Consider the following 14,860-nt stretch of genomic DNA (forward strand, 5'->3'; position numbering starts at 1 on the left):
GACCGGTGCTCATCGCTAAACAAAAGCTCTTGCGCCACAGGGGTCGTCCACACATGGACCTACAACGGCCCATCATTGCACAGCTACGCTCGTGCAGGAGTCGTCCACGACATCACGTCAAAACGACGCAGGCCAGCCTGAAAGCTGCCGGCCAAGACGCGGCCTAGTTGCTATCGTTGTGGGTGACCCGTTAGATGGTAACTTGGCGTCGGCTATGGCAATAATCTGCCGTTCGACACTTCGCTCAGGCAGGTCGGCAAAGTCCCACGAACGGGCATTCGCATTCGGCAGCAGTCGACCCAAAATCAGTCACTGAGTTAAGCGGAGGTCATCGTCCGCTTCCAACAGAAGCTGACGCTGGGGTGGCTCGAGGTTTAATGGGCGTTTGCTTTGAGACAGGTTTGTCCACCGCGTCAATGGTGGCCGTGAGGAGTATATGGCTTCATTGCTGCCGCTGAACCGTCCTATTCATGTCCAGCGAAGCGTTACGACCAACCCAGGCGCACTGTTCACGAACTCCAGGTCGCACCGATGCCAGTCGGCGATAGCGGCGACGAGGCTCAGGCCCAGACCGTCGCCGCCTGCGTTGCGTCCGGCAGCGCCGCGGAAAAACCTTTCAGTCACAAAATCGGCTTCGTCCGACGTCAGCCCCGGCCCGTCATCGCAAACGGAAAGAAAGGTCCCGTTCGGATCGGTGCCGGAGAGAATCGTTACCCGTCCCTGCGAATGGCCAAACTTTATGGCGTTATCGACAAGGTTGGACAGCGCCTGGAACAACAGGTCGGCGTCCGCGTCGATCGCCGCATCACCTTGCCTCGAAACGTTGATGGCGATGCTGCGCCGATCTGCTTCGGGCCGGTAATAGTCGTATACATCCTCCGCCAGCACCGCGAGATCGACGGACTTGATCCGGGCCTCATACCGTCGGCCTTCTACCCGCGAGATTCGCAGCGTCGCGTCAAGGATGCGGTTCAACCGTTCTGCTTCCTGCATGGCGGCGAACAACGATGATTTGCGCGGTTCAGACCCCAGCATGTCCAGATCGACGCGGTCGAGATGACCGATCAACCGGGTAAGCGGTGTTCGCAGCTCATGCGCAGCGCTGTCGGATACGCGCCTGACCGCCTCGAACAACATTTCGATGCGTGAGAGCATCACGTTCAGCGTGCCGGCAAGCCGATCGAAATCGTCACCAGTCCCCTTGATCGGCACGCGCTGACTCAGGTCTCCATCCATCACCGTAAGCGCAGCGCGGTTGATCGCCTCGAGCCGCTTGGTGATGGCCGCAGTCATCAGCAGCGCGCCGCAAATGCCCAGGAATATTGTTCCACCGATCAGCCAAAGTGCAGCAGCCCGCAGCTGCTCCTCGCGCGCCAGCACTTCATCGGCATCCCAACCGGTGAGCAGGCGGGCGCCATCTTCCAGCGCGCCGTCCCTCAGTATCGCGTAATGATCGATCTCCTCTCCTTCGACAAAATCATCGGCTTCGACCTCAAGCCACCGGCTCTCCTGCCTGCTCGGCCAACTTGGCAGGTTTGCTATTATCGTCCGACCGTCGCGACCGACCAGCGCAAAGAAATGATCGCGCCCGCCTGCCCCCTTTTTACGGGTGCGCAGCGCATCGATCAGGGCAGCCCTACCGCTGGTTTCGTCGATCGCCCGCATCGCCACGAAATCACGATCCGCCAGCACCCTTATCGCCAGGCGCGGTTGATGCACGCTGATCCAATAATAAGCTGCGCCCAGTAGCGTGACCGAGAAGCAGAATGTCCCTGCGTAAAGGATGGTCAGACGGACCGAGAGGCTCTTGAGGAGATATCCGGTCATTGCCGCACGATATAGCCCACGCCGCGCAGCGTATGGATGAGACGTGATCTGCCGCCCGATTCCAGCTTGGTGCGCAAACGGCTTACGTGCTGGTCGATGATGTTGGTCTGTGGATCGAAATTATAGTCCCACAAATTTTCGAGCAGCATCGACCGGGTCACCACACGCCCGGCATTGCGGACCAAATATTCGAGAAAGCGGAACTCCCGCTGGGTGAGGTCGATCCGCATGCTGGATCGTTGCGCAGTGTGTGCGATCAGATTGATTTCCAGATCCGCGAACCGCAGCAGGGTCTGCTCACTGGTCGCGCTTACGCTACCGCGTCGTACCAGGGCCTCGACCCGCGCCAGAAGCTCCGACATGGCGAAGGGCTTGGACAGATAGTCGTCCGCGCCTGCCTGAAGGCCCTTTACTCTCTCGTCCACATCGCTGAGCGCACTCAGCAGCAGCACTGGCGTTCGGTCGTCGGTTGCCCGCAAGACATTTACGATTTTCAGGCCATCGACCGATGGCAGCATGCGGTCGAGGATGATCAGGTCATAGACCTCACAGGTCGCTCGAATCAACGCCTCCTTGCCATCGGATTGCCATTCGACGACGTGCCCGCGTTCCTTAAGCCCGGAGGCGATGTAGCTAGCGACGTCATTATCGTCTTCGACAAGGAGTATGTGCATGGTTGCAGTCTGATCGTTCCGATATGCGCAGCCCGTCCAGCCAAGACCAGTTTGCTGCCCGTGTAAACCATCAATGTTCCTGATGGCATCGCCTGTCTGAGCAGGCACCCGGCTCGGTTGACGAACCTTTGCCCAAACGTTTGCAAAAACAAATGTTATAAACATCGTGGCATCAGGCGGATGCGTCATGCAATGATGGATGCACGCAACCTTCTTATCTGACTTGGCCGACCAAGGAGGCGCACGTTGTCACGACGCGACGGCCGGATGGACCGCCCTTGTACTAGCCGGTCAGCGCCCAGGTCTCGATCCGGTTGCGGCCCATTTCGGCATGCGGACGAAATCGCTTGTGCCCGTGAGCGGCGAGCCGATGCTGCTTCGCGTCTTGCGCACGATGCTCCACACACCGTGCATCGCGAGAGTGCTGGTGCTTGCGCAAGACATTGACGAGCAGATGGCTGATCCGGCGTTGCTGACCTTGAGGTCAGATCCGCGCGTGGTGGCTTGCAGATCAGGTTCAACCATCAGCGGGAGCGTGCTCGATGCCATCGGCAGAGGCGATGTCCGCTGGCCGGTCCTTGTCACCACCGCTGACAACGTCATGTTAACACCTGGGTCCGCATGCGAATTCATGCGCGGCCTGGCCGGGCAAGACGTTGGCATCGGACTGGTCGAGCGTTCCAGGCTTGAGGCGATGTGCGGCCAAAGCAAGCGCACATGGCTGCGCTTTTCCGACGGAGAGTTTACAGGAGCAAACCTGTTCGCACTCGGTTCGCCTCGGGTCGCTTCTTTGCTGCGATTCTGGGAGACCGCTGAGCGGGACCGCAAATCTATGCTCAAGCTCGCCGCGCGCTTCGGCCCGGTTCTGCTTATAAAGATTCTCCTGCGTCGCCTGTCCCTGCAGTCTGCTTTGGCAGCGGCCGGAGAACGGTTGGGGCTGGATGTCCGCCCTGTGTTGCTTACCGACGGACGCATGGGCGTCGATGTTGACAAGCCCGAGGATCATGCGCTTGTCGAAAGGCTGCTGGCCGAACAGATGGCGCACGGCGCATCCGATCAGCCGGGGCGAACCGTGAGGCCGTCCGGCGTGCCGGCCTGATGATCCGCTGACACCATGTTGCCAATCCCTGGGGAAGACCGCCTGTGTAGGCCATCGCGCTCTATGATCTGGACCGCACCGTAACGGTGGCTCCGACCTTCACGCCCTTTCTGGTGCACATGGCCGCGCGCGACGGTGGCTGGAGGATGGCAATGCTGCCGTTTTGGCTTCTGGCCATGCTGGGCTACAAGCTTGGCCTATATGGCAGGGATGGCCTCAAGCGCTTCGGTCTGTGGCTGATGGTTGGCGGTGAGGTTCGCAATCCGCGCTTGCAGCCATCGATCGATGCCTTTGTGGATCGGCAGATGGCGCGCAATATCCGTCCGGGAGCGTTGCAGCAGATCGCCAGAGACCGGGCGTCGGGCGTGCTGCTGGTGCTGTTGACCGCCGCACCAGAGATTTACGCCGCTGCAATGGCTGACCGGCTGGGTTTCGCGGTGTGTATCGCGACACGCCACAAGCGCACCGCCAGCGGCGCGTTGCTGGCCGAGATCGACGGCCGCAACAATTATGGAGCTGAGAAGGTCCGGCGGACGGAAGACTGGCTGCGCGAAAGTGGCCTCGATCGCGGTGAGCTATTGATCACGGCGTATACGGATCATGCCAGCGATGCGCCGATCCTTGATTTTGCCGATCAGGGCGTGCTGGTGGGGCGCTTTGCCAGGCCATCCGCACGCTGGCAGCAGGTGGGCTGGGGCAAATAGTGGATCGCAAGTCGCCTTTTCGTTGCAACGCGCCGGCCCAGGTGAGCGCCATGGGGCAAGTTCGCCCGTGAAACGCATCTGCTTCCTGTTTAACCACGACCAGACCCACCAGCTCGCGCACAGCCTACCCATCGCGGTGCAGATGCTGGCACAGGGTGACCATCAAATCGTGCTTGCCTATTCCAGCGACGTGATCGGCCAGGAACTTGCGCGGCTGGGCGGTGCCGCTCTGGCCGGGGCAAGCATGGTCCGACTGGGCGTGAAATCGTCGATCGCACGCCTCGCGGCCAAGGTGCTCGATCGCACCGTTCCTGCGACGAAGGCGCTGCTCTATCGCGACAATCTCGACTTTTTCCGCAGCTTCGATGCGCTCGTCGTTTCCGAAAAAACGTCGCTGCTGCTCAAGACGCGATATGGGCTCGACCGCCCAAAGATCATCCATACGCGGCACGGAGCCGGGGACCGCGCCATCGGGTTCAACCGGCAGAGCGCGCTGTTCGATCTGGTGTTGGTGCCAGGGGAGAAGATCCGTCAGCGGCTCATCAGGGAGGCAGGGCTTGCGCCGGACAGGATCGTGATCTGCGGATATCCCAAGTTCGATCTGTGCGCACACAACCGCTTTGTCGACAGCTTCCCCGCGCCTCAGCGACCTGTGGTGCTCTATAACCCGCACCCGTCGCCAAGACTGTCGAGCTGGCATCGCCACGGGGAGGCCGTGCTCGACGCATTTGCCGGTCAGGACCGCTACAACCTAATCTTTGCACCGCATGTGATGTTGTTTGCCCGCGAATGGACTGTGACCATCGATCCGCCCGCCGTGGCGCGCGTCCGGCCACCCGGACTTTCGGCATCGGTTTGCCCGCATATCCATGTGGACCTTGGCAGCGCTGCCAGCAGCGACATGTCCTATACCAACCGCGCCGATCTCTATCTCGGCGATGTCAGCAGCCAAGTCTACGAGTTCCTGCGCTCCCCGCGCCCGTGCCTGTTCCTGAACAGCCACCAGGTGGCTTGGCAGAACGATCCCAATTATCTGCATTGGACCGCCGGGCCGGTCATCGAGACCCCCGACCGCCTGATTGAGGCGGTTGACCGAGCGTTCGCAAGCAAAGCCGAATACCGGGCGCAGCAATATCGCCTGGTCGATGATACGTTTTCGGTCTCTGCCGAACCTTCCACCGTGAGGGCGGCGCGTGCCATCGATGCATTTCTCGCCTCAGAAGCGAACCGCTGATCATGGGTCGGATCGCGCGCAATCTCGGTCTGCTGATGTCCGGCAAGACGGTCGCTGGGCTGATCAGCCTCGTGTATATCGCTCTGTCAGCACGCGTGCTGGGCGTGACCGACTATGGCGTGCTCAATCTCGTGCATGGCTTTGCGACGTTCATGGGCGCGCTGATTGCCTTTTCGGGTTTTCACCCGATAGTTACCTACGGAACCCAGGCGCTGCATGAGCAGGACATGGCGCGTCTCAGCCGGTTGCTGGCGTTCATGACGCTGCTCGAATGCGCCCTTGCGCTGATTGCCATAAGCACGACGGCCGCGTTTGCCTATCCGATCGGTCTGGCGCTAGGATGGTCCTCAGACACCATCGCCTTTGCACCGCTGTACAGCCTGGCCATATTGGCAACCGTACGCGCAACGCCATGGGGGCTATTGCAGATTGCTGGCCGATTCGATTTGATCGCCGCACATCAGGCGATGATGCCGCTGGTGCGCCTCACCGGAACGCTACTCATCCTGGCCGCAGGTGGCGGGCTTCAAGCGTTCCTGATCGTCTGGCTGGTGGCGTCCGTTGCAGAAGGTTTGTCGATGTGGGCCATCGCCTGGTGGGTGTGCCGCATCCGCGGCATCAGCCTCGTTTTGCCCGGCTATGAGACGCTGAGCTCGGCCATCGCTGAAAACCCAGGAATTCTTCGTTTCTTGACGATTACCAACTTCGACCAGACCCTGCGCGAATTCGCACCCAAGGCCATCCCGCTGATCATCGGCTGGGTCTCCGGCGCAGCGACAGCCGGACTCTATGCGCTGGCGATTCGCATCGCGGCGGTGCTGACCCAGCCTCCCCAGCTACTGGGACAGGCAGCCTATTCGGTCATTCAGGAGCAGGTCGCCGCCGGGCAGATCGACCGTGCGCGACGCACCATCAATCGCGCGGCTTGGCTGGTGCTGCTGGCGGGCACAGTGGTCGCGGCAATCATGAGCATTGGTGCGCGGCAGATCCTCGCACTGGTGGCAGGACCCGAATTCCTTGCCGGGGCAATGCTGCTTGTACTGGTTCTCGCGGCCAGAGCGGTCGCTGCGGCCACGCCGCTCTGGTCCACAGCGCTGACCTCGCTGGAGCGACCGGGCAGCAGCTTGCAGATCAATCTCGCCTGCAATCTGCTGACGCTGCCGCTGCTGCCGCTGCTGCTCAGCATGGCCGGCACTGAAGGCGCGGGTTACCATGCGCTGATCCAGGCAGTGGCCTTTGCCGGACTGCTCTGGTTCGCCACCCGGCAGGCGATTACATCAACCATCAAGGGGGCCAAAGATGCAACGGCTTGCTGATTTCTGGCGCTATGGCGTGCTCAAGACCTGGCGCAAGGCAGTGGCCGCGACAATGTCGCCGGTTTACGCTGCGCTGCATCGTTCGACCGACCGGGATCCCGGCGTCTTTGTCAGCCGCTATGGGGTGAAGATGACGGGCAATTGGCGCGACCGCACGTTCCGCTATTGCATGTTCGCAACTTATGGCAACGACCTTGCCGACATTCTCGCCGCGCAGGACCGGGATTTCCAGTTCATCGACATCGGCGCGAACCAGGGGCTTTACAGCCTGCTGGCAGGGATGAATTCGCGCTGCCGACGGATCGTCGCGTTCGAGCCCGTTCCCGCGACCTTCGCCATGCTGCGCGGCAACATCGCAATCAACAACCTTGCCGACCGCGCCAATCTGCACAAGCTGGCCATCGCAGCCGAGGCGGGGCGGACCGTCATCAAGGTGAATCAGGCGCATTCTGGGACGGCAAGCCTCGCCGACCAGTCGAGCTATGCCGTCAGCGAGGAGATCACCATCCAAACCATCAACGCGCCTGTGCTCGATCAAATCCTCAGCACCGAATGGCCAGGTATCGTCAAGATCGACGTCGAAGGACTCGAACAGCAGGTCATCACCGAACTGGCGCGCGCTCGCAGCTTCCACGCCGTCTCGGGAATTTTCTATGAGATCGACGAGCGCTGGAGCGATGCAACGGCTATCCGATCCCAGCTTGAAAGAGCGGGCTTTCGTAATTTTCGACGCTATGGTCGCGGTCATCATTATGATGTCTATGCCCAGCGGTAGAAGTCGTCCTATCTCAGCACACGTGATCTACGCATAAATAAAGCGTTGCCTTACATTGGCGGCAGTTTCGGTTCATTGGGAACGGCTGTTATGGGGCAACCCTGCCGTTCCGAGGCAACTATGCGAACGGCAGCTAAGTCCCATACCCGGCCTTTTCGCGTCGGCAGCTACAAGAAGTTTGGCGGCAACCGCTTTCAATGAGCGCTCTGCCTGTTGTAGTTATCAAGACAGTGCGCGCCCTCCTCTGCCGGCGCTGCGTTCCGATGGCATCGGCCAATCAACCGTCAATATTGCAAATCTGCGCCCCATTATTTTAAGGGACTGCAGGGGGCCCACTGACCGTCTAACGGTCCAAGAACTTCGTACCGGTTCGGCGAGGGAGAGAATGCATTTCGCTCAGGCCATACCCTGGGCGATGTACTGTGCCGTTTCGATGGCCCGGATCTGGGCAAAGGTATTGCGACCGCTCGGCATGTTTTCGGGATAGGGCGGGTTCGCTGACACGACCCACTTCGCAATGACGTCGTTGTCGACCTGCTCGACTTTCAACTCTGGCAACATCATCAGCAAGGTCTCGATGCGAGCTTCGTCTTCGAGACCAGCCAATACCGATCCCGTCCTCGTAGGGCAGGATACCATGACCGCCCCACGGAGGGGGTCCAAGAACTGAAACAGCTCACCGGCAAAGCCACGCATCCCGGGCTGAGACGTATCCGTGAGCTGAAACAGGCGCGAATGCTTGCGAGACACCTTCCAAGACGATTCGGCAGGCTCAAGAGTAGCGACGGCGCACAGGTTGCCACTCATCGCACAGGCGACAATCCTTTTTGGGTTTGATGCAGGCTTAACGGACGGCGGGTCGTTCGATTTCGCGCCCTCCGTACCCGCATCGCCCGCCAATGACGGCAAAGTAGTTTCGCGATAGGGAGGATGCTCGTGCGCCAAAGGAGCGTGGAGCGCGGGCTCGGCAAACAGAGCACTGGTCGCTTCGCGCGTGAAATCGCGAGGAAGGGTGGCGTTAGAGCGAGCCTCCACCAACGGAAGGCTCACCGGTGAACTGACCGGTTCGGCAGTATCGAACTCATCTTCGGGCGCAGACGGTGCGGGAGGAATACCGTCGGTACGGGGCCGGCCGACCGGGGCGAAATCGCAGGTGAATGCATACCCGCCAAACAAATGGTTTGAGGTCAAAGTCATCATTCGCTCCCAAGCTTGAGGATTGCTGCGCCGGCGTCGCCGTGGGCTTCGTTCACGTAATGGCTAGTGGTGTGGAGGCCGGCGTGACCCAGTAACTTCTGCACAAGTGGCAGGGGTGCATACTGCGCCAAGGCGGTAGCGAAGGAGCGGCGACCCGACATGCCGGTGCAACCGCGAAAGCCCGCGCCGAGATAGAGCGCTGCATACCAGAGGAAAAGTGCGTCCGCCGTCTGGTAGCGATATTTGCCATCCTTCACCGTCCTGAACGCAACACGTTCCGCATCAGGGTAAGCGGCGACCAATCTTTCAATCGCCGCCTTCAGCTGCGGGTGCATCGGGATCTCGCGCCGCTTGCACCACTTCGAGGTCGCACCGGTTACAACCAAGGTATCGACCACAGTGCCATCAGCATTGAGAAGTGTGCGGGTCGTGAGGCCGGCTACCTCGCTCGGCCGCAAGCCCGCCCGATAAGTAGCCAACACCTTGACCGCGTCGCTCTCAGGAACGGTACTCAGTGCGTCGATCCGCGCCAACACGTGGGCCAGTTCGCGTTCACCGTAAATCTTGCCGGCGCGCTTCTTCCCAGGTCCCTCCCCCGGACGAACATAGGCCAACAGCGGCCCCTGCTTCACAGGGGTAAGCTGACTGTGTTCGCAATAGTTACCAGCATCCGCTAATTCCACTGCTGCGGCCTGATAGGGATCCCTATTCATATCGGTCAACTTCCCCACCGACGGATCCGACGTAGAGGCTGTGAACACAGCCCTGAGCATTTCATCAAATTGCATAATCATTCCTCTATTTAGCCGCTCCCGATTCGGGGCATGCCAAATGATTATGACAAAAATAACCAACGTCAATAAAAAATACGCTTTAGCCAAGTTGGTGTTTGGCCTATTACTTATTCTATAAGTAGTTTTACCAATTTTCCATGACTTAATTTAGATTTATGATTAGGCACACCGCAAGTCTTCGAGTCATTTTATTCACATTAGTGTACACATGCTGCTCATTATTTTGATCGGCAAGCAATTCCATATGACTTCCACGACTTTGCTATGCTTCGCTATGCAGCCTGATATCGTTCCAATGCGCAGCACGTCGGTGTTCGGTCATCGAATTTTCCAGGTGGGCAGCTTGGCGACGGCGGTGTCGGGCGCTCACAGATTGTATGGCTGACCGCCATTTTGAATCGCGGTGATACATGCTGCTCTTGCCGCGCGCGATCTGTGGCGCTTCGCGCCTTATGCATTGCTGGCGTCCTGTTAACCCATTCGGCGGCGCAGGTAATTAAGAGCCAAAAACGAGAGGCCGCCACTCGATCCATATTATGGACGGAAGCCATTTTATGGCGGCAGAAAGAACATGTTATACTCAACGGCTTAGTTGGTTAACGACGAAACCTTAATCCATAAGGTGACGAAAAAAGGTGAGAAAACCTTCATTCTCTATCTTTTGCGGTTTCCTCGCTTTCGGCCCGATTGAGCCCCTGCCCTTCCGGTAGACCTGGCAAGCGGAAGAAGTGATGGAACAGTCACTTAGCTCTCCCCGATCGCACCGCTTCGAACCAACGGTGGACGGGAGAAAAAGGTAAACTGGCGGTGAGAGACCACCGATCGAGCTGCTTGCACGGCCTCGCAAGGTCAGCCGAGAATGCCTCGTAATCAGACCTGCCGACAGAAGAATTAGGCAGAGCCCTCTCCGCCCAGCAGGGCGATCAATACCGGTGAACCTCGCGCTATCTTTTGAGGTCCATCAATTCTTTTCCAACCAATTCCACCCAACGTTAGAGAGGCGCTCATGTCTTATTACACGCAGACATCTAAACTACGGTCAAAGTCACTCTGGGAGTTTTTCCATTAACCTTAACGAACATTTTCTTTACTCTTGGAAAGAAATCCTTTCCTTGGTATAATCTAGCCGAATCGCAACTTGGTTAGGAGAAACAATCACAGATGACAGACTTCACGCATGGCACGATAACTGACAGAGAGGCCACTTGCTATCGCCCAATAACGAGCGCCTTCGGTTACGGGGCGACGCTCCATTTCCCAAGCGATCAAGCGTCGGCCGTCCGAATGGATGGCGTTCAGCTGTCAAACGAGCCGATCGTGCTGAAGGCCGAGGTTATGCGAGCCGTTGCAGCGCTCCAAGAATTGGGCCCCCTTCCGACTTTGCAGCCAGGTTCGAAGGCAGAGCGCCGGCGGCGCAAGGCGGCAGCAAAGCGTGCCAATACGCTCACCAAGCTGTCGATCAAGAAGGCGGAGGCCTACATCGCCGAGCACAGTCGCTCGCACGGAAGCGACTTGCTCAAGTTCAGGCTGTCCCTGCGGGGCGGCCTTCGTGCAGGCGAGATCTCCGCATTGCGCGTCGAAGACATGCTGAGCTCAAATGGGTCGATTTCAGACACAATCGAGGTGCGAACACTCAAACAGCGCTACAGCAATCGGACACGCCACGTGGATATGCACCCTGAGATTCGCGAGGCGCTCGCCCAGCTGCTTGCTGACCACCCGACCGCCACCCAGGTTGCCTTTTCGGTTGGAAGGGATGGCAAGCCACGGCACCAGAGTGCAAGTTGCGTCACCAACTGGTTTCACAGGCTTTATAAGAACGCCGGCCTGCTCGGCTGCTCTAGCCATTCCGGACGCCGGACCTTTGCGACAGATGTAGCGCGCCAGCTGCCGGCCCATCAAGGTTCGCTGCGGGACTTGCAGATCGTCATGGGGCATGCACGCATCGGTTCGACCGAGTGCTATCTGGAACCATCCGACAAGATGGGTCAGATCATCAGGAGCTTGGGCTCTTGATCGGGCCCGTCTTTCCAAGTCCGGGGGAGCCTACCGAACCCTCCCCGTACACGGGCGATGGGGTACAGGGGGCGGTGCTAATTTCGAACAACCGGCCGCGCCAATTGCAGCCGCTCAGCTTCCGTCTCACCGCCGCTGTACCTTCGGTGAACGTCGTGAGCATTGTCACTTTGAGCTGGACCGGCCGCTATCTGCGAGTGGTGCCGAAGGATTCGACATTCATACACCTCGAGTCCGAAACCCAGAGCGGCTTACGTCAGTTCAAAAACGATGTGTTCGAGTTCTTTTCGCAGCGCGATATCCCCCTGCTTTTGGTCCGTAAAGGACCAGCAACGGGACCTAATGCCATTGCGATGGGCACAGCCCGAATGGCGACCGTACTACTGTCGCTCCCGATATACTGCCCTGAACCAACTTCTCAGCGGGTCGTGGGCTGGCTCGGCCGCAACAACCCCCTCTTGCCTTCTGCCCAAAGTGGATACCCCGCCAAATTGCGGGGCTTGCAAGGTCGAGCGATCGAAACCGCCGCCTTCGGCATGGGCATAATACTCGAAACCTGCCAAACCGGCGTAACGCGGCAACAATTGACTCAAATTTGCGCTCAGGTGCTCGATGGGGAGTGAGGCCGTTCGCGCCTGCGTGGCGATCAACCCACTCGATACGCTTCTCCAACAGTCGGTGGTCGAGCAGATCGATATTCCGCCCCGGGAGGCCAGGTTTGCCGAAGCGCCCCCCCAGTTCGCCCATGGCAAACTGGGTGCCTGGCTGAAGCGCAGTCTCGGGGGCACGGATCTTCTCTACCTGCATCAGGCATTGGCGCTCGCGTCGGTTGAGCAAGATTTGAACGTGGTCGTCTCCACAGCGACCGCGTCTGGCAAATCGCTGGTCTTTATGGCCGCCGCGATCAGAAAGATCCTTTCGGGCAACTCTCGTGTGCTCGTATTCTACGTACAAAAGGCGCTTGGCAGCGATCAACTTGGCCGGTGGCGGCGGGAGCTGATAAATGCCGGGCTCTCACCCGATCTAGTCGCAGAGATCAACGGCGATATTGCAGTGACAGACCGCGAACATGTCCTGGACAAATCTCGGATTATTTTGGCGACGCCGGACGTCATTCACGCATGGATGATGCCCGCGCGAAGTGCTCCGTCGGTGGCCCGCTTTCTGGCCAAGCTAGATCTACTGATTCTCGATGAGGCCCACGTGCTCGAAGCGGTGTTTGGTTCGCACGCGTCGTTGTTCATCCGAAGGTTGAGGCTTGCTCGGCAGCTCGCAGTCACAAGCTCTGCACGGCGGACTTCTGGCTGCTTTCAGCTCATAGCGACCACCGCGACACTTTCTGATCCGACCGGGCATTTGAAGGCCCTGACCGGCTGCGAGTTCGTTTGTGTCGACGAGAACGATAATGGAGCTCCGAGCTACGGACTAACTGTGCTCCATCTTGAGGGGCCCGAGGTCGGCGCGCCGGCTGAGCGGCATTGCGCTGATTTGGTCGAGCAAGTCACCGACGGCCTGCAGGATGATGCAGCCCTCATCGCCTTTGCCGACAGCCGGCAAGGCGTAGAGAGGATCATCCGCCGGGTGGGCAAGAAGAGCGTCCTGCCTTATCGAAGCGGGTACACGCCCACAGATCGGCGTGCGATCGAGAAGCTCCTGCGCGAGAAGCGGTTGCGCGGCGTGGTCGCCACATCGGCCTTGGAACTGGGCATTGATTTGCCGCAGTTTAGCGTTGGCTTGACCGTTGGCGTCCCGCCGAACCGGAAATCACTGCGTCAACGAATTGGTCGGATAGGCCGCGCCCGGCGCGGCGTTTTCGCGGTCATTGCACCGGCGGCCGCATTCACGAAGCTCGGCAGTTCGCTTCGTGATTACATCACTGGACCGGTTGAAGGCAGCCCGCTGTATCTGGAGAACTCTTTCATTCACTTCCAGCACGCACGATGCATGCTCGAAGAAGGCACAGCGGAAGCTGCCAAGCAAGACGACCAAGAACTCAGGTGGCCACCAGCTTTCGTGGATAGGATTGCGCTCGCGCAGCCTGGGGCCGCGATCCCGAAAATGCTTGAGGAGACGGCGCTGTTCGGTCGCACGCGCCCTCACCTCGCTTATTCGCTTCGGTCGATGCCAGGGGAACAGTTCTTCTTGCGTCATGCGGTGACAGGCGAGACCATTGGCACGATCGACCACGAGAAAGCTCTGCGCGAAGCCTATCCTGGCGCGAGCTATTACCACTACACGAAGGAGTATCGCGTCGAGAATTGGCGCTCATTCGGTCATTGTAACGAGATCGAGTTGCGCCCGCAGCGAAGCATTGAGCCAACCCAGCCGCTGTTGAAAACACAAGTCAGCGTAGCTTGCGACCTCGAAGGCATAATTGACGGACGATATCTGGAATCGGATCGTGGTAGCCTCGCCGAAGTCCACCTTCATCTAACCGAATCTGTGGAAGGATACCGGTACGGCAGTACGGTGCTTCCATATAGCGAGCTCAGCCAGCGGGATCGCCGGCTCCGCCGGAAATCCCGGCGCTTTCCGACTACCGGCGTACTCATCCGGATCAACGAACCCTGGTTCGCAGGCGACGGGGATCATCAAGTAGCCAGCCGGCGGCTTATCGCGGACTCGCTGTTGGCGATGCTCGCCTCCTCGTCCACGGTTTCCGTTCGGGACCTTCGTGCTGCCCACATTGGCGTCGCGTTGCAGAACCGTGAAAGCACACGACGGGCAAATGACGCAGTTGTAATCTGCGATAACGTGGTTGGCGGTCTCAGACTCACAGAGCCGTTGATCACCAGCCTCCCGCTCATATTCGACCGGCTGCGCGTCGGAGCAGAGCAAGTTGGAGGTGACGCGCTCCTGCCGCTCGATATGGTGCACCGACTCATGCGCTGGCATGCTGAGCTTCGGTTGGCATCGCCTACCATAGCCGGAACAGCGGTCCAGACAGGAGAAATCGAAATTTTTTCGCCGGGCAGCATTGTATCGGTACGGGTCCGCGGAAGCTTCGAAGAGCGTAAAATTCTTGCGCCGGCAATGATTGCGACAGGCGCTGGAGAACAATTGATGTACCAATATGAAAGCGATGCTGGAGTTTTGGCATTTGTTGCCCACGACCAAGTGGAACCGTGTGGGGAAGATTGGTCTCGATCCACCTGGGATCCAGTGACAGGATCAATCCAAGAGCTGACCTGATCGGCCAAGGTTTCCTTGGAAACCTGTGCGAG

Annotated in this window: 12 protein-coding genes; 8 read left to right on the forward strand and 4 right to left on the reverse strand. The window is 59.2% G+C overall.

Annotated elements, in window-relative coordinates:
* Positions 1–468: 468 nt before the first annotated feature.
* On the reverse strand, positions 469–1,827 hold the full coding sequence (locus IP68_RS13145) for a HAMP domain-containing sensor histidine kinase (RefSeq protein WP_054135462.1): 1,359 nt from the start codon (positions 1,825–1,827) through the stop codon (positions 469–471).
* Positions 1,824–2,690 (reverse strand): response regulator transcription factor, encoded by an 867-nt coding sequence (locus IP68_RS13150; RefSeq protein ID WP_353737140.1) that lies wholly within the window; start codon positions 2,688–2,690, stop codon positions 1,824–1,826. Before IP68_RS13150 ends, IP68_RS13145 begins: the two co-directional genes overlap by 4 nt.
* 10 nt (positions 2,691–2,700) lie before the next feature.
* On the opposite strand from IP68_RS13150, the gene IP68_RS13155 reads away from it, so the two are divergent.
* From IP68_RS13155 to IP68_RS13175, 5 genes are all read left to right on the forward strand, one after another.
* Positions 2,701–3,600: an NTP transferase domain-containing protein gene (locus IP68_RS13155; protein WP_082382357.1), complete on the forward strand. Its 900-nt coding sequence runs from the start codon at positions 2,701–2,703 to the stop codon at positions 3,598–3,600.
* Between the two features lie 68 nt (positions 3,601–3,668).
* Positions 3,669–4,304, forward strand: a complete 636-nt coding sequence (locus tag IP68_RS13160) for an HAD-IB family phosphatase (RefSeq protein WP_255352554.1) — start codon at positions 3,669–3,671, stop codon at positions 4,302–4,304.
* A 67-nt stretch (positions 4,305–4,371) separates the two neighbouring features.
* A complete protein-coding gene (locus tag IP68_RS13165) occupies positions 4,372–5,538 on the forward strand; it encodes a hypothetical protein (RefSeq protein ID WP_082382359.1) in 1,167 nt (388 codons plus the stop codon).
* A gap of 2 nt (positions 5,539–5,540) precedes the next feature.
* Positions 5,541–6,854, forward strand: coding sequence for a lipopolysaccharide biosynthesis protein (locus IP68_RS13170; RefSeq protein WP_054135467.1), 1,314 nt, complete (start codon positions 5,541–5,543; stop codon positions 6,852–6,854).
* On the forward strand, positions 6,838–7,629 hold the full coding sequence (locus IP68_RS13175; RefSeq protein ID WP_054135468.1) for an FkbM family methyltransferase: 792 nt from the start codon (positions 6,838–6,840) through the stop codon (positions 7,627–7,629). Before IP68_RS13170 ends, IP68_RS13175 begins: the two co-directional genes overlap by 17 nt.
* Before the next feature lie 396 nt (positions 7,630–8,025).
* Here IP68_RS13175 and IP68_RS20270 read toward each other — a convergent pair whose 3' ends face one another.
* Together IP68_RS20270 and IP68_RS13185 are read right to left on the reverse strand one after the other, a co-directional pair.
* Positions 8,026–8,826, reverse strand: coding sequence for a hypothetical protein (locus IP68_RS20270; protein ID WP_150126287.1), 801 nt, complete (start codon positions 8,824–8,826; stop codon positions 8,026–8,028).
* Positions 8,826–9,614, reverse strand: coding sequence for a site-specific integrase (locus tag IP68_RS13185; protein WP_197275805.1), 789 nt, complete (start codon positions 9,612–9,614; stop codon positions 8,826–8,828). The genes IP68_RS20270 and IP68_RS13185 overlap by 1 nt, the downstream gene beginning before the upstream one ends.
* 1,167 nt (positions 9,615–10,781) lie before the next feature.
* On the opposite strand from IP68_RS13185, the gene IP68_RS13190 reads away from it, so the two are divergent.
* Genes IP68_RS13190 through IP68_RS13200 form a run of 3 tightly spaced genes read left to right on the forward strand, consistent with a single transcriptional unit; the run spans position 10,782 to position 14,828 of the window.
* On the forward strand, positions 10,782–11,636 hold the full coding sequence (locus IP68_RS13190) for a site-specific integrase (protein ID WP_082382360.1): 855 nt from the start codon (positions 10,782–10,784) through the stop codon (positions 11,634–11,636).
* Complete coding sequence (locus IP68_RS13195) at positions 11,633–12,259, forward strand: hypothetical protein (RefSeq protein WP_156318144.1); 627 nt, start codon at positions 11,633–11,635, stop codon at positions 12,257–12,259. Before IP68_RS13190 ends, IP68_RS13195 begins: the two co-directional genes overlap by 4 nt.
* 16 nt (positions 12,260–12,275) lie before the next feature.
* The gene (locus IP68_RS13200) at positions 12,276–14,828 is read left to right on the forward strand and encodes a DEAD/DEAH box helicase (RefSeq protein WP_197275806.1); all 2,553 of its coding nucleotides are present in this window, start codon (positions 12,276–12,278) and stop codon (positions 14,826–14,828) included.
* Positions 14,829–14,860: the final 32 nt, after the last annotated feature.

Origin of the sequence: Blastomonas sp. AAP25 (genome assembly GCF_001295965.1) — a bacterium.
Lineage (GTDB): Bacteria > Pseudomonadota > Alphaproteobacteria > Sphingomonadales > Sphingomonadaceae > Blastomonas > Blastomonas fulva.

Excerpts from the sequence above, each read along its gene's own strand:
- IP68_RS13145 (WP_054135462.1), bottom strand. The coding sequence starts at position 1,827 with ATGACCGGATATCTCCTCAAGAGCCTCTCGGTCCGTCTGACCATCCTT.
- IP68_RS13150 (WP_353737140.1), bottom strand. The coding sequence starts at position 2,690 with ATGACGCATCCGCCTGATGCCACGATGTTTATAACATTTGTTTTTGCA.
- IP68_RS13155 (WP_082382357.1), top strand. The coding sequence starts at position 2,701 with ATGCACGCAACCTTCTTATCTGACTTGGCCGACCAAGGAGGCGCACGT.
- IP68_RS13170 (WP_054135467.1), top strand. The coding sequence starts at position 5,541 with ATGGGTCGGATCGCGCGCAATCTCGGTCTGCTGATGTCCGGCAAGACG.
- IP68_RS13175 (WP_054135468.1), top strand. The coding sequence starts at position 6,838 with ATGCAACGGCTTGCTGATTTCTGGCGCTATGGCGTGCTCAAGACCTGG.
- IP68_RS20270 (WP_150126287.1), bottom strand. The coding sequence starts at position 8,826 with ATGACTTTGACCTCAAACCATTTGTTTGGCGGGTATGCATTCACCTGC.
- IP68_RS13185 (WP_197275805.1), bottom strand. The coding sequence starts at position 9,614 with ATGCAATTTGATGAAATGCTCAGGGCTGTGTTCACAGCCTCTACGTCG.
- IP68_RS13190 (WP_082382360.1), top strand. The coding sequence starts at position 10,782 with ATGACAGACTTCACGCATGGCACGATAACTGACAGAGAGGCCACTTGC.